Below are 23,233 nucleotides of genomic sequence, written 5' to 3' on the forward strand. Positions count from 1 at the left end.
TACGTTATTTGTCTTCGACTTGCAAAATGGCAAGGAACGCTTCCTGAGGAATCTCGACACTCCCCACCTGCTTCATGCGCTTCTTACCTTCCTTCTGTTTCTCAAGCAGCTTCTTCTTGCGCGAGATGTCGCCACCATAGCACTTGGCCAGCACGTTCTTGCGCAAAGCCTTGATGTTCTCACGGGCAATGATGTTTGCGCCGATAGCCGCCTGAATCGCCACATCGTACATCTGGCGCGGAATGATTTCGCGCATCTTCGACGCGACCTGCGCGCCGCGACGGCGGCTCTCCGAACGGTGCACGATGATCGACAGCGCGTCGATCTTGTCGCCGTTGATCAGCATGTCGACCTTGACGACGTCCGACGTGCGGTACTCCTTGAACTCGTAGTCCATCGACGCGTAACCGCGCGACACCGACTTCAGACGATCGAAGAAGTCGAGCACGATCTCGGCCATCGGAATTTCGTAAATGAGGCGCACCTGACGGCCGTGGTATTGCATATCGATCTGCACGCCGCGCTTTTGCTGACACAGCGTCACCACCGAGCCGACATACTCCTGCGGCATGTACAGGTTGACCGTGACGATCGGCTCGCGCACTTCTTCAATACGGCCCGGATCCGGCATCTTCGACGGGTTTTCCACCGTGGTCACCGTGCCATCGCGCTCGACCACCTCATAGATCACGGTCGGCGCCGTGGTGATGAGGTCCATGTCGAACTCGCGCTCCAGACGCTCCTGCACGATTTCCATGTGCAGCAGGCCCAGGAAGCCGCAACGGAAACCGAATCCCAGTGCCTGCGAAACTTCAGGTTCGTATTGCAGCGAGGCGTCGTTGAGCTTGAGCTTTTCGAGCGATTCGCGCAGCGCGTCGTACTGGTTCGCCTCGACCGGGTAGAGGCCGGCGAACACCTGCGGCTTGACTTCCTTGAAGCCCGGAAGCGCCTCGGGCGCTGGCTTGGTCGTGGTCGTCAGCGCATGCGTGACGGTATCGCCGACCTTCGCGGCGCCCAGTTCCTTGATGCCCGAGATGATGAAGCCCACCTGGCCGGCCGACAGCGACGGGCGCGGCTGCGACTTCGGCGTGAAGACCCCCACTTGCTCGACCGGGTAGGTCGCGCCCGTGGCCATCAACTGAATTTTTTCCTTCGGCTTGAGCGTGCCGTTGACGATGCGCACCAGCATGACCACGCCCACGTAGTTATCGAACCACGAGTCGATGATCAACGCTTGCAGCGGGGCGGCGGCATCGCCCTTGGGCGGCGGAACCTTGGCGATGAGCGCTTCGAGCACCTCTTCCACGCCGAAGCCGGTCTTCGCGGAGCAGCGCACGGCGTCGGTTGCCTCGATACCGATCACGTCCTCGATCTCCTGGATCGCGTTCTCCGGTTCGGCCGACGGCAGGTCAATCTTGTTGAGCACCGGCACGACTTCCACGCCCAGCTCGATCGCCGTGTAGCAGTTCGCCACGGTCTGCGCTTCCACGCCCTGCGAGGCATCCACCACGAGCAGTGCGCCCTCGCATGCGGAGAGCGAGCGGCTCACCTCGTACGAGAAGTCGACGTGGCCCGGCGTATCGATGAGGTTCAGGTTGTACACCTTGCCGTCACGCGCCTTGTATTCCAGGGCGGCCGTTTGTGCCTTGATGGTGATGCCACGCTCTCGCTCGAGATCCATCGAGTCGAGGACCCGGGATTCCATTTCACGATCGGACAGACCGCCGCTCAACTGGATGATGCGATCGGCCAGGGTCGATTTCCCGTGGTCGATGTGGGCGATGATCGAAAAATTGCGGATATGGTCCATGAGGCGAGGCTAGAGAAGAGTCGGTGCCATCGGATTCGGCTCGGCAGCGACTTTCGAGAGAATCGGCAAACACGATATTTTAGCCGAAAGCGTGGCGATGCCGTCTGGAATCGCATGTATCGCGGCAGTCCATCGGAAATGGCGGGAAGCTTGAGACGATCGGGCGTCGTTCGAGGCAGGGAGCGGATAGCGCGAAACGTCAACCTGAGCGCAATGCGGCAGCGACCGCCGCTGCGTCGAAACGATACCGGCACAACTCGCGCTCGCCAAGCGCAAGCACCGGCACGATCTCGTCGTATTGCGCTTCCAGCGCCGGGTCACTGTCGACGTCGATGACGGTGACGGAGAAATTCCACGCCGGACGCATCGCTTCGAGCGCCGCAAGCATGTCATCGCAAAGATGACACCACTTGCGGCCATAGAGCGTCAGCGCCGGCGTATGCATGAGACAGCGGTATTACTTGCCGGGCGTGCGCGGACGCAGCGGCACGAATTGCGTGGCATCGCCGCGCCGCACGAGGATCGGCACGAGGCGCTTCGGATCGAGCGCCTTGACCACGTCCTCGAATTGCTTCGCGCTGACGATGTCTGCATCGCCCACGCGCAGGATGATGTCACCCTGCTGCAAACCGGCCCGTCCCGCCGAACCTTCGGCCAGTTCGACCTGCACGCCACCGCGCAGCTTCATGTCCTTCTTCTGCGACTCGGTCAGGTCGGAGACCACCAGGCCCAGCGCATTCGGGTGGGGCGTGTCCGCACTCCCGCTCTGCGCCTTGGACGCCTTCGGCGTATCGGTATCGGCTTCCGCGACGGTGATGCGCAAGTCCTGGTTCTTGCCCTTGCGCAGCACCTGCAGCATCGCGCTCGAACCGGGCTTGGTCTCGCCGACCATGCGCGGCAGGTCGGTCGCATGATCGACGGCCCGGCCCTCGAACTTCATGATGATGTCACCCGGCTGCACCCCCGCCTTCTCGGCCGGACTCCCCGGCTCGATGCTGCGAACCAGCGCGCCTTGCGCCCGCGGCAGCCCCAGCGAATCGGCGACCTCCTTGCTGACCTCGCTGATCGCCACGCCGATCCGGCCGCGCACGACCTTGCCGCTCTTCTTGAGCTGGTCGGCCACGCGCATGACTTCGTCGATCGGGATCGCGAACGAAATGCCCATGAAGCCACCGGTCTGGCTATAGATCATCGAGTTGATGCCGACCACCTCGCCGCGCATGTTGATGAGCGGCCCCCCCGAATTGCCCGGGTTCACGGCCACGTCCGTCTGAATGAACGGCAGGTAATCGCCCGTATCGCGGCCCTTGGCCGATACGATGCCCGCCGTTACCGTATTGTCGAGACCGAACGGCGAACCGATCGCCACCACCCATTCGCCAACGCGCAGTTTGTTCGAGTCGCCCACCGGCACGGTCGGCAGGTCCTTGGCGTCGACCTTGACCACGGCGACGTCGGTGCGCTTGTCCGCCCCCATCAGCTTCGCCTTGAACTCGCGTTTGTCGGTGAGGGTGACGTAGATACTTTCGGCGCCATCGACCACGTGCGCGTTGGTCAGGATGTAGCCGTCGGCCGAGACGATGAAGCCCGATCCGACGCCGCTGTTCTGCTCTTCATCCGGCTGCGGCTGGCCGCGTCGGGGCGTACCGCCCTTCGGGCCCGGCTGCTGCGGCAGGGGCACACCGAAGAAGCGGCGGAACAGCTCGGCCATGTCGCCGTCCATGCCGGGCGGCAAGCCACTCTGACTGCGGCTGACGCGCTCGGTCGTCCGAATGTTCACGACGGCCGGGCCGACTCGGTCGACCAACTGGGTGAAATCGGGAAGATTGCTGACAAGTGGCGCCGCCGACCCCGAGGCAGGGGCGGCAAAAGCAGCAGGTGCCCCCGCCAATTGCGCGGCAATGGCACCGCCAAGGATGACACGAAGCAGGAAGGTCTTCTTCATTGGAAGATCGTGGTGCGCGATAGTCTCGGAATGCTTGAAGGCAGTCCAGCCCTCCGACAGGGCATTGCGTCTGTCGGTGCCTCGCTGCCCGGACCGCACCGTCACCGGTCGCGGCCCACCCGACAGCCGGTCACTTCGCCGGCTGTTTGTACTCGATACTGGAAGCAAACTGCTGCAAGGTTGCCTGCGGCACTTCGCCAAGCAAGGTCAGCCAGTAGTCACCAAAGCGCTTGATGAGAATATTCGTCGCGCCGGCGCTGCCGTGGCCTTCCTTGCGCTCTCGCGTGGCCGGTTCGATAAATACCGAAAGTCCGGCCATGCCGTCTGAATATACCACCTGCTGGACTTCCAACGGTTTGCCGTCGGCCGTCGATCGCATGGTGCGACGCACTTCGCGCACCGCCTTGAACCCCGGCACCTTCTTGTCGACGTCGATGCTCCAGCCGGCATCGGACAGATGCATCGGTACGATTTGCGGCTTGATGACATGCCAGCCATGCGTTGCCTGAATGGCGTGCACGATGCGCGCCTTCTCACTCGGCACACCGATCGAGATCTGCGAGAACGCCGCCTGCTCGAGCAAATGGCCTTCGGCATCGAGGGTCTGTGCGCGCAGCAACAGGCCGGTGTTGCGATCGGCCCACAGCCGGTAGCCGAAGCGGTACTCGTCCTTTGGCGTGAGTTCGATCACCATGCAGTCAAAGCCCGCCATGCGCTCATTCGGCAGCAGCTTCGGTGCGTAATAGTCGAGCACATCGCGATTGGGCGTGGCGAGCAAGGCAGGGAACGAGTCCTTGCTCTCGCGCTTTTCCAGAAACACGGTCTTCTGCTCGGGAATGAGCGTGTAGACATCGTCGTTCTGCCGAAGAATGCGGCGCTGACGTCCGTCCAGCGTCTCGAGCGCTTCGTACTCGTTACCCTTCTCGGCGAAGTGACTGATCTTCGAAGAGCGCATGGTCGAACCACGCTGATAAACGAATGTACCGATGTAGTTTTGCGTCTGCGCCGCGCGATGGATCTTGTTGAGCCACGCGCCGACTTCGCGCCGCTCGATCAGCGGGTCGTTCGTCGGCGCGGAAGCCTGGGCCCACGCCTGCGATTGCAGCGTGGTCGCCAGCAGCAAGGCGAACAGGAAGAAGGTGCGCCCGATGGGCGCACGTGGCAAGGATTCGATACTCAGGCGCTGCATTTATTCGTCCGCTTGCGCCGAGGCTCGCATATAAGGGGAAACGCCCTGGCCGATCGGCGTCGGGGCATATTGCTGATGTGCCGCCAGATACTGGTCAAGCCGCGCATCGCGCAGCACGATCAGATCGTTCGGCGCCCCCGCACTCGCGCCGTTGGCCGCCACGGCGGCTTGCGACGGTTGCGACAGCGTAACGCGCGTGAGGTTACTGCCCCCGGCGGCCGGCGTTGCGGCCTGAGCCAACACCTGCGGCTGCGTGCCGCCGGCTGGGTGATCCTGTAGACGCGGCACCACGACCCATGACAGCGCCGCCACGGCCGCCGCGGCAGCCGCCGTTGGCAGCACGCGGCGTACGCGCAGGAACGGATTGATACGGGTGACGCGCGAGCCCGCGGTCTTGGCGCCCTGTGCGGCGCTTGCCTGGGCATCGACCAGTGCGGCCGGCGCGAGGAGGTGAGGCTCGGTTTCGAGGCGCGCCGAGAAGGCCGCCATGAAGGCCGACTCCGATCGCGGCAACGTCAACTCATCGGAACGCAAGGCGTCTCCAATCAGGTGGTAGTCGTCCCACAAAGGCCGGCCGGAAGCGTCAGCCTCATCCAGCAGGGCAGCCAGCTCGTCCGAATCGAATTCCCCGTCCACCAACGCGGAAATTCGCTCGGCTTGCAGCCCCCGCTGCGTTTGCACCGTCGCTGATCCCATGATATCCCCTAACGAAAATAACTTCCCCGGCGGCGCGCTCACCAGCGCTTGCCGTCAGGCGTGTCCAGCAGCGGCCTGAGCCGGCTGGCAATCGCTTCACGCGCCCGGAAAATTCGCGAACGGACCGTTCCGATCGGGCACCCCATGGCTTCGGCGATCTCTTCGTAGCTCAACCCCTCGATTTCCCGCAGGGTAATGGCCGTTCGAAGCTCATCGGGCAAAGCCTCCATCGCCGCGTTGACCGTTTGAGCAATCTGCTTGCTCATCAGCAACGACTCAGGCGTGTTGATATCCCTTAGTTGATCAGCCTCGGCAAAAGTTTCCGCTTCTTCAGCGTTCGCTTCAGTCGAAGTCGGTGCACGGCGTCCCTGCGTTGCCAGGTGGTTCTTTGCCGTGTTGACAGCAATACGATACAGCCAGGTATAGAACGCCGACTCGCCGCGAAACTGCGGCAAGGCACGGTAGGCCTTGATAAAGGCCTCCTGCGTCACATCCTCGACCTCGGCGGCGTCGCGCACGAGCCGCGATACGAGGCGGATGATCTTGCGGTGATATTTCGCGACCAGCAGCTCGAAGGCGGCTTTGTCGCCTTTTTGCACGCGCTCGACGAGCGCCTGGTCGATTTCTCGTTCACTCACCTGATTGGGATCCGTATTTTCTCTGGCGGCCAGGCCCCGGTCGGGCCTGATGGCTCCACGGCAGCACGGGCCACCGCGGCGGGAAGTGTCTGTTACGCCGCACGCCCGGGCACACTCACCGGAGCGTGGGTCAGCGGAACGGGACGCCTGCGCGGCGTCCCGCGAACTTAGACTCGCTGGAAGACCAGCGTGCCGTTAGTCCCGCCGAATCCGAAAGAGTTCTTCAATGCGACGTCAATTTTCAGATCGCGCGCCACGTTTGCGCAGTAATCCAGGTCGCAAGCGGGGTCCTGATTGAAGATGTTGATCGTCGGCGGCGACTTCTGATGATGAACGGCCAGCACGGTAAACACCGACTCCAGGCCGCCCGCGCCACCCAACAGGTGACCGGTCATCGACTTGGTCGAGTTCACCACGACGTTCCTGGCGGCATCGCCCATCAGGCGCTTGACGGCAACCGTCTCGGCGATATCGCCCAGCGGGGTCGACGTGCCGTGCGCATTCACATAGTTCACGGTATCGGCATTGATGCCGGCATCGCGCAGCGCGTTGGTCATGGCGCGCAGCGCGCCGTCGCCGTCTTCGCACGGGGCCGTCATGTGATACGCGTCGGCGCTCATGCCGAAGCCCGTCAGCTCGGCGTAAATCTTCGCGCCGCGCGCCTTGGCGTGCTCGTACTCTTCGACCATCATCACGCCGGCGCCTTCGCCCAGCACGAAGCCGTCGCGATCCTTGTCCCACGGACGGCTGGCCGTCGCCGGATCGTCGTTGCGCGTGGACAGCGCGGTCATCGCGGCAAAACCGCCAATCCCCAGCGGCGACACCGTCGATTCTGCACCACCGGCAAGCACCGCATCCGCGTCGCCGTACTGGATCATGCGCGCGGCCTGACCGATACAGTGAAGACCGGTCGTGCAGGCGGTAACGATCGCCAGGTTCGGCCCCTTCAGGCCGTACTTGATCGACAGGTGGCCCGAGATCATGTTGATGATCGAGCCCGGCACGAAGAACGGGGAAATCTTGCGCGGGCCGCCTTTGAGCAAATCGTCATGCGTGTCTTCGATCATCGGCAGACCGCCAATGCCCGAACCGACCAGCACGCCAATACGTTCCGCGTTCGCTTCGGTGACGGCGAGGCCACTGTCTTCGAACGCCTGAATGCCTGCGGCGAGGCCGTAATGGATAAAGGTATCCATGCGGCGCGCTTCTTTGGCCGACAGATACTTCTCGGTCTCGAAGTTTTTGACTTCGCCGGCGAATTGCACCTTGAATTCGCTCGCATCGAACTTCGTGATGTTGGCGATGCCCGAACGGCCTGCGACCAGATTCTCCCAACCCTCGGCAACAGTGTTGCCGACCGGCGAGATCAGGCCCAGACCGGTAATGACGACGCGACGACGACTCACGATACTCCCCTTCTTCTGCTGGGTCTTACAAAACAAAAGCCACAGAGGCGACAGGGTTCGACCCTGTGCTCCCTGCGGCTGACAGGCATGCCTGGCGCCGGGAACCGGTCGGCACCCCGGCCGTCCAGGCGATCCTCCGCGGGCCTCTTAGGCCTTGGAATTGCCTTGAACGTAATCGATGGCTTGCTGCACCGTGGTGATCTTTTCAGCTTGCTCGTCCGGGATTTCCGTCTCGAACTCTTCTTCCAGTGCCATCACCAGCTCAACCGTGTCGAGCGAGTCGGCGCCGAGATCGTTCACAAAGCTGGATTCGTTCTTGACGTCAGCTTCGTTCACACCAAGTTGTTCGGCGACGATCTTCTTGACGCGTTGCTCAATGTTATCCATTCAAACCCTCCGGGGTAGTTAGTTCAGACAAGTGCGCGCATTTTAACAGGTTTGCCAAGCAAAGTTAGCCTGCGCCAAATAATGTTCAATATCGCTCAAAATTGCGCATTATTAGCACAATTCCGACGAAATTCCCTTAATTCATGAACATGCCACCGTTCACGTGCAGCGTCGTCCCGGTGATGTAACCCGCCTGCGGCGACGCGAGAAACGCCACGGCGTTGGCGATGTCTTCCGGCGCACCGAGGCGGCCCAGCGGAATCCGTGCCTTGAGCGCCTCGTGCTGCGCTTCGCCCAGCGCCTTGGTCATATCGGTGTCGATGAAGCCCGGGGCGACACAGTTGACGGTGATGTTTCGGCTGCCGATCTCAGCGGCCAGCGAACGGGCCATCCCGGCAACGCCCGCCTTGGCGGCCGCGTAATTGGCCTGGCCCGGGTTGCCCGCCGAGCCGACGACCGACGTCACGTTGATGATGCGGCCGCTGCGCGCCTTCATCATCGGCTTGATGACCGCTCGCGACAGACGGAAGATCGCCTTGAGGTTCGTGTCGATCACGTCGTCCCACTCGTCGTCCTTCATCCGCATGGCGAGATTATCGCGCGTGATGCCGGCGTTATTGACGAGGACGTCGAGCTTGCCGTACTGCTTGAGGATGTCGTCGAGTGCCGCAGCCACGCCTTCGGCATCGGTTACATTCAGGACGATGCCCTTGCCCGTCACACCGGCCTCGCTGAAATACGCGGTAATGCCCTGCGCGCCGGCTTCGCTGGTGGCGGTGCCCACAACCGTCGCCCCCTGGCGAGCGAGTTCGAGGGCAATGGCACGACCGATGCCGCGCGAAGCGCCGGTCACCAGCGCCACGTGGTTATCGAGTTGCTTGCTCATGAGAGAAATACCCTTGACTGTGTCTTACGAGAGTTGCGCGCGCACGTCGCCGAGCGACGCCGGATCGGTGATCGCGAGCCCGGTGAGCGTGCCGTCGATGCGCTTGGTCAGGCCGCTCAGCACCTTGCCCGGACCACATTCAACGACTTGGGTCACCCCCTGCGCCGCGAGCCATTTGACCGATTCGACCCAGCGCACCGGCGCCGCGGCCTGACGCACCAACGCCTCCTTGATGCGCGCCACGTCGGTTTCGACGGCGACATCGACGTTGTTGACGAGCGGAATCTGCGGCGCGCTGAACGTCACGTCGGCCAGATATTCGCGCAGACGATCCGACGCCGGCTTGAGCAGCGACGAGTGGAACGGCGCCGACACCGGCAGCACGAGCGCGCGCTTTGCCCCGGCGGCCTTCGCCAGTTCGCAGGCTTTTTCCACGCCCGCCTTCGCGCCGGCAATCACGACCTGTGCCGGAGCATTGAAATTGACGGCCTCGACGACGCCCGCGGCCGATGCTTCGGCGCAGACGTTGCGAACGGTGTCGTCATCCAGCCCCAGAATGGCCGCCATGCCCCCTTGCCCGACGGGCACGGCCTCCTGCATCGCTTGCGCGCGAAAACGCACGAGCGGCACGGCATCCTTGAACGCGATGACGCCCGCGGCGACCAGCGCCGTGTATTCACCGAGGCTGTGGCCCGCAACGAACGCGGGCTTGGCACCGCCCTCGGCCAACCATGCGCGGTACATCGCGTAGGCGGCGGTGAGCATCACCGGCTGAGTGTTGGTCGTCAGATTGAGGTCTTCGGCCGGGCCGGCGGCGATAAGCGTGGCCATATCCTGCCCAAGGGCATCCGAAGCTTCGGCAAGGGTCTCGCGCACTACCGCGTTGTCCGCGAAGGCATCGAGCATGCCCACCGATTGGGAACCTTGTCCCGGGAAAACGAAAGCGAATGTCATAGCGCCTGGTTTTGCAGTCAGATTCAGAAACATTGCGGCCCCCTGTCGCGCACCGACCTGGCGGCGTGGGGCGCGCCGCCCCACGCGGCGCCCCGAAGGCCCACCGTCAGGTCCGCGTGGCGCCTTGGCGCCGGGTCCACTTACATGCGGAACAGCACGGCGCCCCACGTAAAGCCGCCGCCCACGCCTTCGATCATGACGTTCTGGCCCGGCTTGATGCGCCCGTCACGAACCGCGACGTCGAGCGCCAGCGGAATCGACGCGGCCGACGTATTGCCATGTTGGTCGACGGTCACGACCATCTTCTCTTCCGGCAGTCCGAGCTTGCGGGCCGTGCTCGTCATGATGCGCAGGTTGGCCTGATGAGGAATCAGCCAGTCGATCGCCGACGCCGCCAAACCGGCCTTCTCAAGGGCCTCGTTGGCCACTTTTTCCAGCACGCGCACCGCCAGCTTGAACACGGCCTGGCCGTCCATATAGAGGAACGCTTCACCCTGCACCGCGCCGCCGCTCACATTGCCCGGCACGCACAGAATGTTCGCGTGGCTGCCGTCCGCATGCAGCGCGCTCGCCAGAATGCCCGGCTCGCTGGACGCCTGCAACACGACCGCGCCCGCACCGTCGCCGAACAGCACGCAGGTCGTGCGGTCCGTGAAATCGAGAATGCGCGAGAAGGTCTCGGCACCGATCACGAGGACGTTGCGGTACGCACCGGTGCGAATGAAGTTGTCGGCCGTCGCCATGGCGTAGGCAAAGCCGGAGCAAACCGCCTGAATGTCGAACGCCGCGCAGCCGTTGTCGATACCGAGCTTGTTCTGCACGAGGCAGGCGGTGCTCGGGAACACGAAATCCGGCGTCGACGTGGCGACGATGATGAGGTCGAGCTGGTTGGCGCTCAAGCCGGCCATGTCGAGCGCGCGCCTGGCGGCTTCCACCGCCATGTCGCTGCTCGTTTGATCGGGCGCGGCGAAATGGCGAGCCTGGATACCGGTGCGAGCAACGATCCACTCGTCGCTCGTCTCGATGCCACGGGTGGCCAGCTCGTCGGCCAACTGCTGATTGGTCACGCGGCGCGCCGGCAGGTAGCTGCCGGTACCAACGACGCGGGAATGAATCGCGGACTGAGTCATCTTATGATCGGTTAGAGCGCCGGAGCGAGGCCGCCGGCGTCAGAGCGCCGGAATGGCGCCCACCGGCTTGTTGTCCTGGAGCTGGGTCTGATTCTCATGCATGGCGCGCGACAAACGGTCGAGCACGCCGTTGCGAACTGCATCATAGCCGCGTTTGATGGCCCATTCAAACGAGTAGGCATCGGCGGAGCCATGGCTCTTGATCACGAGCGCACGCAACCCGAGCAATGCTGCCCCGTTGTAACGGCGATGATCGACGCGGCTTTTGAAGCGGGAGAGAATCGGCAGCGCAACGACAGCGATCACCTTCGTCCACCACGTACGGGTGAATTCTTCGCGGATCATGTCGCCGAGCATTTGTGCCAGGCCTTCGGAAGTCTTGAGGGCAACATTGCCCACGAATCCGTCGCACACGACGATGTCGGTCGTGCCGCGATAGATATCGTTGCCCTCCACGTTGCCGTAGAAGTTAAGCGTGGAGCCGCGCAACAGCTCGCCGGCCTGCCGGATGACGTCGTTGCCCTTGATGACTTCTTCGCCAATATTAAGCAGGCCGATCGACGGACGCTCCTTGCCATCGACCGCCGCGACGAGCGCATGACCCATCTCGGCGAATTGCAGCAAATGGGTCGGCTCGCAATCGACGTTCGCGCCGAGATCGAGCATCGTGGTGTAACCGCCCTTCTGGTTCGGCAGCACGGTGGCGATGGCGGGCCGCTCGATGCCCGGCAGCGTCTTGAGCACATAGCGCGAAACGGCCATTAACGCGCCGGTATTGCCGGCGGATACGCAGGCTTGCGCGCGCGCGTCCTTGACCAGGTTGAGCGCCACACGCATCGAGGAGTCTTTCTTCCTGCGCAGGGCGGTCTCGACGGAGTCGTCCATCGCGACAACTTCGGTCGCGTTGACCACGGACAGGCGCGGATGATCCGTCGCGCGCAACTTTGCGAGTTGCGCGTTAATGACCTCCTGCTGTCCGACCAGCACAAGTTCGACATCGTCGGTGGACTGCACGAAGCGAACCGCGGCCGGCACCGTCACCGATGGGCCGTGATCTCCGCCCATGCAATCGATCGTCAGGGTGACTGTCATGTCGACGTGATTGGCTTGCGGTACAGGTAACAAAAAAAGCGGCAGGATGAGTGCCGCTTTTGCCACATCGGACGATCAAACAGCGCCATGATGGGCGCGTATCGCCTGGAGGGCCGAGTTAGTCGTTCTTGGTCTTGATGACCTTGCGACCACGGTAGAAACCGTTCGGCGAGATGTGGTGACGCATATGCGTCTCACCCGACGTCGGCTCGACGGCAGTCGCCGGCGCGGTCAGGAAATCGTGCGAACGGTGCATGCCGCGCTTCGACGGCGACTTCTTGTTCTGTTGAACGGCCATGATAACTCCTCAAAATATCGCGAAATTTTAACACAGTTCGAGCGCCGCCCTACGGTGTCGGCCTGTCGGCCCGACCTGTGCGACTAACGCAAACTTGTACTTTGGTGCGCCGGAGACCCGGCCGCACGTTACTTTCCGTCCTTGTCCGGCGAGCGCTTGAGCGCTGCCAGCGCCGCGAACGGAGACGGCTTATCCTCTTCTTCGGGCGGCGGGGCAGGTTCGGTCAACCCGTCGTCGCCCGTGGCCAGGCTTTCGTGCACAGTCGGACACACCTCGTGCTTGGGCACGATCGGCAAAGCCAACAGCAATTCTTCCTCGATCAGCTCGCGCAAATCGAAATGTTTGGAGCCGACCAACGCCTCGAACTCATCTTCATCGAGGGGCCGGGCTTCCGCGGCCGCTTCGTCACGCACAACCTCGAAGGTCGTCTCCGAATCGAGCGGCTCCTGGTACGGCGTAAGGCATCGCTGGCATTCGAGCCACATCGGGCCTTCGACCGACAGCGTCAGGAACTGCGCCACCGCAGGCTTCCCGTCGGCACGCAGCACCTGCTTCTCGACGCCTGCGGCGCGCCAGTGGAACACGCCCTGGGCGCGCCCCGACGCCGAGACTTCGGCAGGCACTTCGGTTACCATGCGCGGCAATGCCGCAAGTTGCACGTCACCTTCCGCCACCCGGCCGGTACGCGCGAATTCGAACAGATCGACGATATATTCGTTCATCACGCTCATCCTTGCCTTTGGCGCATCTGAGCGCGTTTTCAACGTCCCCTGCCACCCGCAGCGCCTTGATCCAACACCGTTTCCGGACGTTTGGACCCGTACCGCGCAGACTGGCGGGACCGAGCGCCAGATTGCAAAAGCCGTGAATTCTAAATAGTTTTTCGTTTCTCGTCAAACACTTAAACCTGATGACCGCACATCCCCCGCCACCCATGATCCTGGCCTCCGGATCGCGCTATCGACGTGAGTTGCTCGAGCGCCTGCGCGTGCCCTTTACGGTCGACGTCCCGGACATCGACGAAACGCCCGTCCCCGGCGAGACGCCGCACGATACCTCGCTGCGCCTGGCCCGTCAGAAGGCCCGGGCGGTGGCTGGGCGCCGACCGGGCGCCATCGTCATCGGCGCCGACCAGGTCGCCACGTTCGAAGGCCGCCAGATCGGCAAACCCGGCAATTTCGAGAACGCCATGACACAGTTGCGCGACATGCGCGGCAAGGTCGTCGAGTTTCACTCCGCCCTGTGCGTGCACGATGCCCGCAACGGCGAAAGTCAGGCCAAAGATGTCGTGACACGGGTGAAGTTCCGCAATCTGCCCGACGAGGTGCTCGCCGCCTATCTTCATGCCGAGACACCCTACGACTGCGCCGGCGCCGCCAAATCCGAAGGACTGGGCATCATGCTGCTCGAAACCATCGAGAATGACGACCCGACCGCGCTCATCGGCTTGCCGCTGATTGCGCTCACGACCATGTTGATGAACACCGGCATTCGCCTGCCAGGCCCCGGCCCCGACGCAACAGGAGCGCCAGCATGAGCGGCACGCTGTATCTGATCCCGAATACGCTTGGCACGAACACCCGCGGCGGCCTGCCGGCGGTACTGCCTGAAGACGTCCGCAACGTGACGGCCGGTCTGACGTATTTTGTCGGCGAACAGGCCAAGAGCACGCGAGCATTCCTCAAATTGGTCGGGGTGTCCACGCCGATTCAGGAAATCGACATTCGCGAGTTGAACGTCAACACGCCGGCAGCGGCCATCGATGCGCTCCTCGCGCCGATGCTTGCCGGTGCCGATGGCGGCCTCGTCTCGGAGGCCGGCTGCCCGGCCGTGGCGGACCCGGGTGCGCTGCTGGTGCGACGGGCGCACGAGAAAGGGGTGCGCGTGGTGCCGTTCGTCGGCCCGAGTTCGATCCTGCTCGCCTTGATGGCCAGCGGACTGAACGGGCAGAGTTTCGCCTTCCACGGCTACCTGCCGACGGACGCGGCCGATCGAGCGAAGCGCTTGCGCGAACTCGAACAACGCTCGCGCAAGGAGAAGCAGACGCAAATCTTCATCGAGACGCCCTATCGCAACAAGGCCATGCTCGATGCGCTACTGCAGACCTGCGACGCCTCCACCCTGCTGTGCGTCGCGGTCGACGTCACGCAGGACGGCGAGCAGATTGTCACGCATCGGATCCAGGGATGGCCTCAGACGCGTATCGATCTGCACAAGCGCCCCGCCATTTTCCTATTTCTGGGCCAGTAACGCCCGCTATCGGCCTCAGCAAAAGACAACGCCACGGAGATCTTCCGTGGCGTTGTCGCTTGCGTGCTTGCGTTCCGCGATGCGTGGGCGTTACTTGAGCGAGAGGGTCGCGCCCATCATCATCGTCTTCATCGCCGCGGCACCCACGGCCGCACCGAAACGTCGCGCCACGCGCTCAGGCAAGTTTTCCTTGACGGTGTAGTCGACGAGATTCGGCGCCTTGAGTACGTCGCGGGCCACCGAATCGACCGTGCCGAGGCCGTCCGACAAACCCAGCTCGATTGAACGCTGGCCCGTCCAGAACAGGCCGCTGAACAGATCCGGGTCGTCCTTCAGTCGATTGCCACGCCCCTTCTTCACCGCGCCGATGAACTGCTGATGGACCTGCTCGAGCATGTCGAGGGCATACGTCTTCTGTTGATCCGTCTGCGGCGAGAACGGGTCAAGGAACCCCTTGTTACGCCCAGCCGTCAGCAATCGCCGCTCGATGCCGAGCTTGTCCATCAACCCGGTGAAACCGAAGCCATCCATCAACACGCCGATGGAACCGACGATGCTCGCCTTGTCGACGTAGATCTTGTCGGCGGCCGCCGCAACGTAGTAGCCGCCCGAGGCACAAATCTCTTCGACCACGACATACAGCGGCTTCTTCGGGTACTTCGCCCGCAAACGCATGATGTCGTCGTAGATCATGCCGGCCTGAACCGGGCTGCCGCCAGGGCTGTTGATGCGTAGAATCACGCCCGCCGCCGACGAGTCTTCGAAAGCCGATTCGAGCGCCGCGTTGATCTTCCGGGCGCTCGCCTGACTGTCGGGCGCGATCTCGCCGCTCAGCGTGACCAGCGCGGTATGTTTGCCGGAGCCCGCGCCGACCGTTGCCGTACCGCCATCGAAATCGGAAATCGACCAGATGACAAGCGCGACGATCGCCAGCGCCAGCAGCCGGAAGAATATTTTCCAGCGGCGCGACGCGCGTTGCTCGCGAATGCCGGCCATCAACACCTTTTCCAGCATTTCGCGCTCCCAGAGCTTCACCTCGCCCGGATCGCGGCCCGCGCCGGCCCCCGCTGCCGACGACGACCGCCCACCGGGCGGAGGAAAACCAGGTTCGGTGCGGGGCGAATCAGGCGGCAGGGCGTCAGCCATAAAGTATCCAGAGAACTTTGGGTAAAAAGCGAAAACTGCGATTGAAACCGGGATGTCGTGTCGTCAGTGTGTCGAAGGTCCGGGCGCTTCGATGTACGCATCGGGCCACCAGACGACGGTCGTGTGAGCGGCATCGCCCCCGTTCGGGTCAGCCGAGCGCTCCTCCACGTGCACGGGCTGCAGCGCACCGCCGCGACACGGGCCACCAACGCAATGCCCCGTATCGGGCTCATAGGTTGCGCCGTGCGTCGCGCACATCAAGTATAAGCCGGACGTTTCGAAGAACTGCCCCTCAGACCAGTCGAGTTCCATCGGCACATGAGCGCACTGATTGAGATAGGCGTAGACGTGCCCGCCATAGCGAATCACGAACGCCGGGGTACGACGACCGCTCACGCATACCTCGAAACGCACGCCGCGCCCCCCATCCTCGAGCGCGGCGCCCGCGCAGATCGGCAGCGGCACGACGGACTCGCTCACACGCGCTCCAGCAGCCAGTCGCGCAGCTCGGCCACGCTCCCGGCGCAATACGCGGGCTCCAGCGCCACCAGTTGCTCGCGCGGATGCGCACCGCCGTAAGCCACGGCCACGGCGGACGTTCCTGCACTGTGCGCCATCTGCAAATCGTGCGTGGTATCGCCGATCATGACCGTGCGACGCAGGTCCTGACCGAGTTCGCGCGTCAGCTCTTGCAGCATGGCTGGATGCGGTTTCGAAAATGTCTCATCGGCGCAACGCGTTGCGTCGAACATCCGCATCAGCCCGGCGGCTTCGAGCGCCCGGTTCAGACCGACACGCGACTTGCCCGTCGCCACGGCAAGAAAACGCCCCCGCGCGCGCAAGGCTTCGAGCAACTCACGGATTCCGGTGAACAACACGGTCTCCTTGTCGCCTATCAAATAATGAAAGCGATAGCGCTCAGACAGGCGCGGATAGTGCGCGGGGTCAAGGGATGGCACGGCCATTTGCAGGGCATCGCGCAGGCCGAGGCCGATCACGTGGCTCGCGATCTCGTCGGACGGCACGGGCAGCCCCAGATCGCGGCAGGCGGCCTGGATGCAGCGGGTAATGGTGGGCGTCGAGTCCATCAACGTCCCGTCCCAGTCGAACACGACCAGGTCGAACTCAGGGCTTGGCATCGGCAGAAGCGCCTCGAAGTTGGTTCAGAAATTGCTGACATTCTGGCGGTAACGCCGCTTCCAACGCAATCGGCGTATCTAAAACCGGATGGTTGAACTTCAGCCGCCACGCGTGCAGAAACATCCGCTTGATGCCGGGACGGGCGCCGGGACGGGCCAATGTCTTGTTCAGCGTGAAGTCGCCGTACTTGTCGTCACCGACGATCGGCGTACCGCAATGCGCCAGGTGAACGCGAATCTGATGGGTCCGCCCCGTTTTCAGTTCCGCTTCGAGCAACGTATAGGGCGGATACGACTCCATCATGCGAAATACCGTGTGCGATGCCTGACCGTCTTCCTGTACACGCACGCGACGCTCGCCCTCTGCCGTCACATACTTATACAGTGGGGCCTTGACCGCACGCTGACGGTCCCGCCATTCGCCCGTGACGCAAGCCAGGTAACGCTTGTCCATCCGGTTGTGCCGGATCTGCTCGTGCATGCCGACCAGCGCCGAGCGCTTTTTCGCGAGCAGCAGGATCCCGGATGTTTCTCGGTCGAGACGGTGCACCAGTTCAAGAAACTTCAGGTGCGGCAGAGCGCGGCGCAGTTGCTCGATCACCCCAAACGACACGCCGCTGCCGCCATGCACCGCCACCCCGGCCGGCTTGTCGATCGCCATGAGGTAATCGTCTTCGAACAACACGGGGAAGGTGGCGGCGGGAACGTAGGCCGGCGCTTCGGCAGCCGGCGCCGCAACGCGAACCGGCGGAATACGAATGATATCGCCAAGCACAAGGCGATAGGTAGCATCTATTCTTCCTTTGTTTACGCGCACTTCACCGCTACGCAAAATGCGGTAAATGTGACTTTTCGGCACGCCTTTGCACTCGCGCAAGAGGAAATTATCGATCCGCTGGCCGGCCGAGCCGTCGTCGACTTCGACCAGTCGAACCTGCGGCGGAGACGCCGGCGAAACCATTTTCTGCCGATTTTTGCCTAACTCATTCATTATGAATATAATTTGCCCAACAGAGGTGGCGGTAGCGGGAATCATGCCAAATCCCCACCTCTGTCGGTGCTGACCTCAAAACGGTATTTTACTTGCACCCCGGGCAGGCTGCTCGTCCGGTGACCCTGGAGCAGCGAGCGCACGCACATCACGCAGCGTCGGCAGGAAGTGGGCCCATAGGCCGCTTCGGTCGCAGCGCGCGGGATGCGGATAGAGTTGGTGGTTATAGAATTTTTTGGTGGTCAGCCCGGGTTCGATTGTCTGGGCTGATCGCTTTGCTGAGTATCGTTCGCGCAAGAGTCTTGGTGAGGCGCCGTCACAAGAAGAAAAAGTGTCGGCAGGCGCCCCGAGAAAACGCTGATGAAGTTTCTCGTCCAGTATCTCTTGGTAGGGACTGCAAGCCCGAAGTGATCCGCGCCGGGCCGGAATTTTCCGGTGCCTCGGCGGATCCGGGTGAGCGCGATAACGTATTCGCTGGCGCCATTGCGTCCGTTGGCCTCATCGCCCGGACCCCCCGGCAATTCTTCCACTCCCGGCTCGAACCTCGCGTGTTGGATAACTCGAGTGATACGTGCCCGACGCACTGCACATTGGCAACTGCGGCGGGTGGGAGTCGTTTTCATGAAACGCATGTTGTTCAACGCCACGCAGCAGGAAGAACTGCGCGTGGCAATTGTCGATGGGCAGAAACTCATCGATATCGATATCGAGACGGCCGGCCGCGAACAGCGCAAAGGCAATATCTACAAGGGTATTATTACCCGTATCGAACCCTCCCTCGAAGCCTGCTTCGTCAACTACGGCGAAGGCCGTCACGGCTTCCTGCCGTTCAAGGAAGTCGCCCGCGCGTACTTCCGCGAAGGTGCCGATGTGCGCAATGCGCGCATCCAGGACGCCCTCTCCGAAGGCCAGGAACTCATCGTTCAGGTCGAAAAGGAAGAACGCGGCAACAAGGGCGCCGCCCTCACGACCTTCATCTCGCTGGCCGGCCGCTACCTCGTGCTGATGCCGAACAACCCGCGTGGCGGTGGCGTGTCGCGCCGCATCGAGGGCGAAGACCGTCAGGAACTGCGCGAGACGATGGGTCAGCTCGAACTGCCGGAAGGCATGAGCATCATCGCCCGCACCGCAGGCATCGGCCGCTCGGCCGAAGAGCTGCAGTGGGACTTGAACTACCTGCTGCAACTCTGGCGCGCCGTCGAAGGCGCCGCCACCAACATCGAACTGCCGCGCGACTCGGCGCTGATCTATCTCGAGTCGAGCCTCGTCATTCGCGCCATCCGCGATTATTTCCAACCCGATATCGGTGAAATCCTCATCGATACGGAAGAAATCTCCGAGCAAGCGCGTAACTTCATGCAGGTGGTCATGCCCGATCACCTCAATCGCGTGAAGCAATATCGCGACGACGTGCCGCTGTTCTCGCGTTTCCAGATCGAGCATCAGATCGAAACGGCGTACGCACGCCAAGTGCCGCTGCCTTCGGGCGGCGCGATCGTGATCGATCACACCGAAGCGCTCGTGTCGATCGACGTGAACTCGGCGCGCGCCACCAAGGGCGCCGACATCGAGGAAACGGCGCTTCGCACCAACCTGGAAGCGGCCGATGAAGTGGCGCGCCAGCTGCGTCTGCGCGACCTGGGCGGCCTGATCGTGATCGACTTCATCGACATGGAGTCGGCCAAGAGCCAGCGTGAAGTCGAACAACGTGTGAAGGACTCGCTCAAGCACGATCGCGCACGCGTCCAGATGGGCAAGATCTCGCGTTTCGGCTTGATGGAACTGTCGCGCCAGCGTCTGCGTCCGTCGCTGTCGGAAGGCACGCACGTGACCTGCCCGCGCTGCAATGGCACCGGCCACATCCGCGACGCTGAATCGTCGGCCCTGCAAGTCCTGCGCATCATCCAGGAAGAGGCGATGAAGGAGCACACGGCAGCCATCCACTGCCAGGTGCCGGTCGAAGTCTCCGCGTTCCTGCTCAACGAAAAGCGCCAGGAAATCAACAAGATCGAGGCACGCTTCAAGGTCGGCGTGCTGCTGATCCCGAACAAGCATCTCGAAACGCCGCACTACAAGCTCGAGCGCCTGCGTTTCGACGATCCGCGTCTGGATACCCCGAGGGCCAGCTACGTCCTCGCCGAAGAGGCAGCGCGTGCCCTGGAAGAGGATCCGGCGGCTTACAGCAAGAAGAAGGAAGACGTGCGCCCGCGCCAGGAAGCCGCCGTCAAGGGCATTACGCCTGAACAGCCGGCACCGGCCGCGCAACCGCGTCCTGCCCCCGTCGCCGCGACCGTGCCCGCGCCCGCAGCCCCCGCACGCAGCGGTGGCTTCATCGGCTTCGTGAAGCGCCTGCTGGGTCTCGAGCCTGCGGCCCCGGCACCGGTTCAGGTCGAAGAACCGGCCAAGCCTAACGTTCGTCCGCCGCGCGAGCGCCACGAACGTCCGCATCAGCAAAACCGCAACCGTCGTGGCAATGCTCGCGACGACAGCAAGTCCGGCAAGGACAACGCCGGCCAACCGGCGCGTGAAGGTCGTGAGGGCCGTGAAGGCCGCGAAGGCCGTGAGGGTCGCGCCGCCCGTCCGGAACGTGCCGAGCGCAGCGAACGCGGTGATCGCAACGAGCGTCAGGAAGGCCGTGACAAGCGTGAGCGCGACGAAGCGCAGCCGCGTCAGCCGGCTCAGGACGTGCGTGCCGAGGAAGGTCGCGAGCCGCGCGAAGGTCGCGAACGCGGCAATCGTCGCGACCGCAACGAGCGTCGTGATCGTCGTCAGCCCGAAGGGGAAGACGGCCAGCAAGCCACGCCGCAACGCATCGCCCAAGCCGCCCCGCTCGTCGCAGAGCAGGAAGATCTCGAACAGGATCGTCTGACGGCGCAGGTCGAAGGCGCAGCGCTTCTCGCGGGCGAGGAAGGCGAGCAAGGGGGTGAAGAGCGCCGCCGCAGCCGTCGTCGCGGTCGCCGCGGTGGCCGTCGCGAGCGTGAGGCCAATGAGCAGCAACTCCATGGCGAAGGCGAGCAGGCCGAAGGCGCAACATCGACCGGCGAGGAAGGTGTGCACGCCCCGGTGTTGACGCACGAAGCCGTCGACACCACCGCGATCGATGTCCCGGCTCGTGCTGCAGCGCCCGTCATTGCGGCAGAGACTGTCACGGCGGCCGATGTGCCGACGGTGCAGGTCGGATCGACGCCCGCCCCGGTTCACGTCGAGCCGGCGGAAGTCCCCGTGGCACGCGTGACCGAAGCCGCGCCGTTCGCGCTGCCGGAAGTCTCGTCGCCGGTCATCGCCGAACCGATCGCCCCGGTCAACGTGGCACCGCTGCCTGCAGTGGAAGTCGCCGCACCGGTGGTCCCGCCGGTCAGCGCGCCGTTGCCTGCCGCCACGCCGATCCCGGCGCAGCCTGCCGTCCCGGCCGAGGCCCTGACCGAGATCGCCGCCACGGCAGCCATTGCCAGCACCCCGGCAGACGTCAGCCCCGCGCCGACGGCACCCGCCGCACCGTCGACGCCGGTGGAGATGGTCGAAACGGCGAAGCCGGTGCAAACGCCGGCACCGACCGCACCGACCGCAGCGGTAGCCACCGTTGCCGCGACGGAAGTCGCGACGACTCGGGCGGCCCCGGCCGCCGTAGCGCCCGCGCTGGAAAGCACCGAGCTGGAGTCGTCGCTCGCAAGTGTGGGTCTGGTCTGGGTCCACACAGACGCCGACAAGCACCGCGCCGCCAAGGAGGCCGCAGCGCAAGCTGCACCGGCACCGCATGTGCCGCGCGAGCGCCGTCCGTCCACGCCGGCCAGCAGTGGCCCGATGGAGCAAGTGGAAACGCGCGGCTCGTCGGATCACGTGGCCTAACGTGCCATAGCGTGACGCACAGGCAGCGGCACCCGTTCCGCTGGCGACCATCCGCCTGACGTGATGTTGGAAAAGGAGGCTTCGGCCTCCTTTTTTGCCATTGGGGATCGCTTTTCGCCTTGCGACCCCACGTTGTCCCGACTTGTGCCCGCCCGGCCCGCCCCGTATCGTGACGCTCAGAACGGGTTTGACGTCCCGCAGCGAATGCCTGGGTACCGATATCCGATGCTTAGTTCGTCGGCGTCGGCGGCCAACAGGCCAATTCGTTAGAATGGAGACGCAAGCCAAGGCCCTACCATGACCGAAACGATCATCCGACTTACCGATCTGCGTAGCGACGCGCGTTATGCGACGTATTCCCCGCAAGCGCCCGCGCAAGTGCGCGCTGCCACCGGCCATCTCGAAGATGCGCTGGCGCGGCCACTGCACGACCTGCGAATCTCGGTGACGGATCGTTGCAACTTCCGTTGTGTCTACTGCATGCCGAAGGACGTGTTCGGCAAGGACTATGCATTCCTCCCGCAATCCTCCCTGCTGTCGTTCGAAGAAATCGAGCGGGCCGCGCGCCTGTTCGTCGACCATGGCGTGGAGAAGCTGCGCCTCACGGGGGGCGAGCCGCTGTTGCGCAAGCACATCGAGCGTCTGATCGAGATGCTCGCCCGCCTGCGCACACCGTCGGGCAAACCGCTCGACATCACGCTCACCACCAACGGGTCGCTGCTGGCGCGCCGGGCGCAATCGCTCAAGGATGCCGGGCTCACGCGCGTGACGGTCAGCCTGGATAGCCTCGACGATACGATTTTCCGGCAGATGAACGATGTCGACTTTCCGGTCGACACAGTGCTGGAAGGCATTGCGCAAGCCCAACGCGTCGGTCTGGGCCCGGTCAAGGTCAACATGGTCGTCAAACGCGGCACCAACGATGGCGACATCGTGCCCATGGCGCGGCATTTTCACGGCAGCGGCGTGATGTTGCGGTTCATCGAGTACATGGACGTCGGCACGTCGAACGGCTGGCGGATGGACGAAGTGCTGCCGTCGGCCGACGTCATCGCCCGGCTGAACGAGGCCTTGCCGCTCGAGGCGCTCGAGCCGAACTATCCCGGCGAGACGGCCCAGCGTTGGCAGTATCGCGACGGTGGCGGCGAAGTCGGTGTCATTTCATCGGTCACGCGCGCTTTTTGCGGCACTTGTTCGCGCGCACGCCTGTCTACGGAAGGCAAGTTGTATCTATGCCTGTTCGCGAGCGCCGGTTACGACCTGCGCACGCTGCTACGCAACGGCGCGAGCGACGCGCAGATCTCGACCGTCATCGGCGACATCTGGCAGGGTCGCACCGACCGTTACTCCGCCTTGCGCACGGCGGCGACTGGCCTGCCCGAAAACGCCCCTCCGAAAGTGGAGATGTCCTACATCGGCGGTTGAACGGA

22 protein-coding genes are annotated in these 23,233 nt (G+C 63.5%); 4 read left to right on the top strand and 18 right to left on the bottom strand.

Going from position 1 to position 23,233, the window contains the following annotated elements; all coding sequences use genetic code 11:
- Positions 1 to 4: 4 nt before the first annotated feature.
- The 14 genes from lepA to OYT13_RS20810 form a co-directional block, all read right to left on the bottom strand.
- On the bottom strand, positions 5 to 1,810 hold the full coding sequence (gene lepA / locus OYT13_RS20745; RefSeq protein WP_130026949.1) for a translation elongation factor 4: 1,806 nt from the start codon (positions 1,808 to 1,810) through the stop codon (positions 5 to 7).
- Between the two features lie 199 nt (positions 1,811 to 2,009).
- A complete protein-coding gene (locus OYT13_RS20750; protein WP_017232511.1) occupies positions 2,010 to 2,255 on the bottom strand; it encodes a glutaredoxin family protein in 246 nt (81 codons plus the stop codon).
- Between the two features lie 12 nt (positions 2,256 to 2,267).
- On the bottom strand, positions 2,268 to 3,755 hold the full coding sequence (locus tag OYT13_RS20755) for a DegQ family serine endoprotease (RefSeq protein ID WP_017232510.1): 1,488 nt from the start codon (positions 3,753 to 3,755) through the stop codon (positions 2,268 to 2,270).
- A gap of 130 nt (positions 3,756 to 3,885) precedes the next feature.
- Complete coding sequence (locus OYT13_RS20760; protein ID WP_017232509.1) at positions 3,886 to 4,944, bottom strand: MucB/RseB C-terminal domain-containing protein; 1,059 nt, start codon at positions 4,942 to 4,944, stop codon at positions 3,886 to 3,888.
- Positions 4,945 to 5,640, bottom strand: a complete 696-nt coding sequence (locus OYT13_RS20765) for a sigma-E factor negative regulatory protein (RefSeq protein ID WP_261939771.1) — start codon at positions 5,638 to 5,640, stop codon at positions 4,945 to 4,947.
- Positions 5,641 to 5,678: 38 nt separating this feature from the next.
- The gene (gene rpoE / locus OYT13_RS20770; protein ID WP_017232507.1) at positions 5,679 to 6,278 is read right to left on the bottom strand and encodes an RNA polymerase sigma factor RpoE; all 600 of its coding nucleotides are present in this window, start codon (positions 6,276 to 6,278) and stop codon (positions 5,679 to 5,681) included.
- Between the two features lie 167 nt (positions 6,279 to 6,445).
- The gene (gene fabF, locus OYT13_RS20775; RefSeq protein WP_017232506.1) at positions 6,446 to 7,684 is read right to left on the bottom strand and encodes a beta-ketoacyl-ACP synthase II; all 1,239 of its coding nucleotides are present in this window, start codon (positions 7,682 to 7,684) and stop codon (positions 6,446 to 6,448) included.
- A 147-nt stretch (positions 7,685 to 7,831) separates the two neighbouring features.
- Complete coding sequence (gene acpP / locus OYT13_RS20780; RefSeq protein ID WP_017232505.1) at positions 7,832 to 8,071, bottom strand: acyl carrier protein; 240 nt, start codon at positions 8,069 to 8,071, stop codon at positions 7,832 to 7,834.
- Positions 8,072 to 8,207: 136 nt separating this feature from the next.
- Positions 8,208 to 8,957, bottom strand: a complete 750-nt coding sequence (fabG, locus tag OYT13_RS20785) for a 3-oxoacyl-ACP reductase FabG (RefSeq protein WP_017232504.1) — start codon at positions 8,955 to 8,957, stop codon at positions 8,208 to 8,210.
- A 24-nt stretch (positions 8,958 to 8,981) separates the two neighbouring features.
- Entirely contained in the window at positions 8,982 to 9,911 is a 930-nt protein-coding gene (gene fabD, locus OYT13_RS20790) for an ACP S-malonyltransferase (protein WP_268566871.1), read from the bottom strand.
- A 140-nt stretch (positions 9,912 to 10,051) separates the two neighbouring features.
- The gene (locus tag OYT13_RS20795; protein ID WP_017232502.1) at positions 10,052 to 11,041 is read right to left on the bottom strand and encodes a beta-ketoacyl-ACP synthase III; all 990 of its coding nucleotides are present in this window, start codon (positions 11,039 to 11,041) and stop codon (positions 10,052 to 10,054) included.
- Between the two features lie 39 nt (positions 11,042 to 11,080).
- Entirely contained in the window at positions 11,081 to 12,133 is a 1,053-nt protein-coding gene (gene plsX / locus OYT13_RS20800) for a phosphate acyltransferase PlsX (protein ID WP_051060079.1), read from the bottom strand.
- A gap of 118 nt (positions 12,134 to 12,251) precedes the next feature.
- On the bottom strand, positions 12,252 to 12,431 hold the full coding sequence (rpmF, locus tag OYT13_RS20805; protein ID WP_017232500.1) for a 50S ribosomal protein L32: 180 nt from the start codon (positions 12,429 to 12,431) through the stop codon (positions 12,252 to 12,254).
- Positions 12,432 to 12,559: 128 nt separating this feature from the next.
- Positions 12,560 to 13,162 carry a YceD family protein gene (locus OYT13_RS20810; protein WP_017232499.1) on the bottom strand — a complete coding sequence of 201 codons (603 nt, stop codon included), beginning with the start codon at positions 13,160 to 13,162 and terminating at the stop codon, positions 12,560 to 12,562.
- Positions 13,163 to 13,341: 179 nt separating this feature from the next.
- Here OYT13_RS20810 and OYT13_RS20815 point away from each other — a divergent pair, with 179 nt between their 5' ends.
- Both OYT13_RS20815 and OYT13_RS20820 read left to right on the top strand, forming a co-directional pair.
- Complete coding sequence (locus tag OYT13_RS20815) at positions 13,342 to 13,968, top strand: Maf-like protein (protein ID WP_026131694.1); 627 nt, start codon at positions 13,342 to 13,344, stop codon at positions 13,966 to 13,968.
- The gene (locus OYT13_RS20820) at positions 13,965 to 14,681 is read left to right on the top strand and encodes an SAM-dependent methyltransferase (protein WP_017232497.1); all 717 of its coding nucleotides are present in this window, start codon (positions 13,965 to 13,967) and stop codon (positions 14,679 to 14,681) included. The genes OYT13_RS20815 and OYT13_RS20820 overlap by 4 nt, the downstream gene beginning before the upstream one ends.
- Before the next feature lie 90 nt (positions 14,682 to 14,771).
- On the opposite strand, the gene OYT13_RS20825 is transcribed toward OYT13_RS20820, so the two are convergent.
- The 4 genes from OYT13_RS20825 to OYT13_RS20840 form a co-directional block, all read right to left on the bottom strand.
- On the bottom strand, positions 14,772 to 15,827 hold the full coding sequence (locus tag OYT13_RS20825; protein ID WP_268566872.1) for a S49 family peptidase: 1,056 nt from the start codon (positions 15,825 to 15,827) through the stop codon (positions 14,772 to 14,774).
- A 63-nt stretch (positions 15,828 to 15,890) separates the two neighbouring features.
- Positions 15,891 to 16,307 (bottom strand): Rieske (2Fe-2S) protein, encoded by a 417-nt coding sequence (locus tag OYT13_RS20830; protein ID WP_268566873.1) that lies wholly within the window; start codon positions 16,305 to 16,307, stop codon positions 15,891 to 15,893.
- Positions 16,304 to 16,966 carry an HAD family hydrolase gene (locus OYT13_RS20835; RefSeq protein ID WP_017232494.1) on the bottom strand — a complete coding sequence of 221 codons (663 nt, stop codon included), beginning with the start codon at positions 16,964 to 16,966 and terminating at the stop codon, positions 16,304 to 16,306. Before OYT13_RS20835 ends, OYT13_RS20830 begins: the two co-directional genes overlap by 4 nt.
- Positions 16,953 to 17,957, bottom strand: a complete 1,005-nt coding sequence (locus OYT13_RS20840) for an RluA family pseudouridine synthase (protein WP_026131693.1) — start codon at positions 17,955 to 17,957, stop codon at positions 16,953 to 16,955. The genes OYT13_RS20835 and OYT13_RS20840 overlap by 14 nt, the downstream gene beginning before the upstream one ends.
- A 621-nt stretch (positions 17,958 to 18,578) precedes the next feature.
- Here OYT13_RS20840 and OYT13_RS20845 point away from each other — a divergent pair.
- Together OYT13_RS20845 and moaA are read left to right on the top strand one after the other, a co-directional pair.
- Entirely contained in the window at positions 18,579 to 21,803 is a 3,225-nt protein-coding gene (locus tag OYT13_RS20845) for an Rne/Rng family ribonuclease (RefSeq protein WP_268566874.1), read from the top strand.
- A gap of 297 nt (positions 21,804 to 22,100) precedes the next feature.
- On the top strand, positions 22,101 to 23,228 hold the full coding sequence (gene moaA / locus OYT13_RS20850; RefSeq protein WP_017232491.1) for a GTP 3',8-cyclase MoaA: 1,128 nt from the start codon (positions 22,101 to 22,103) through the stop codon (positions 23,226 to 23,228).
- Positions 23,229 to 23,233: the final 5 nt, after the last annotated feature.

The sequence above is a fragment of the Pandoraea sp. XJJ-1 genome, assembly GCF_026802345.1.
GTDB lineage: Bacteria > Pseudomonadota > Gammaproteobacteria > Burkholderiales > Burkholderiaceae > Pandoraea > Pandoraea cepalis.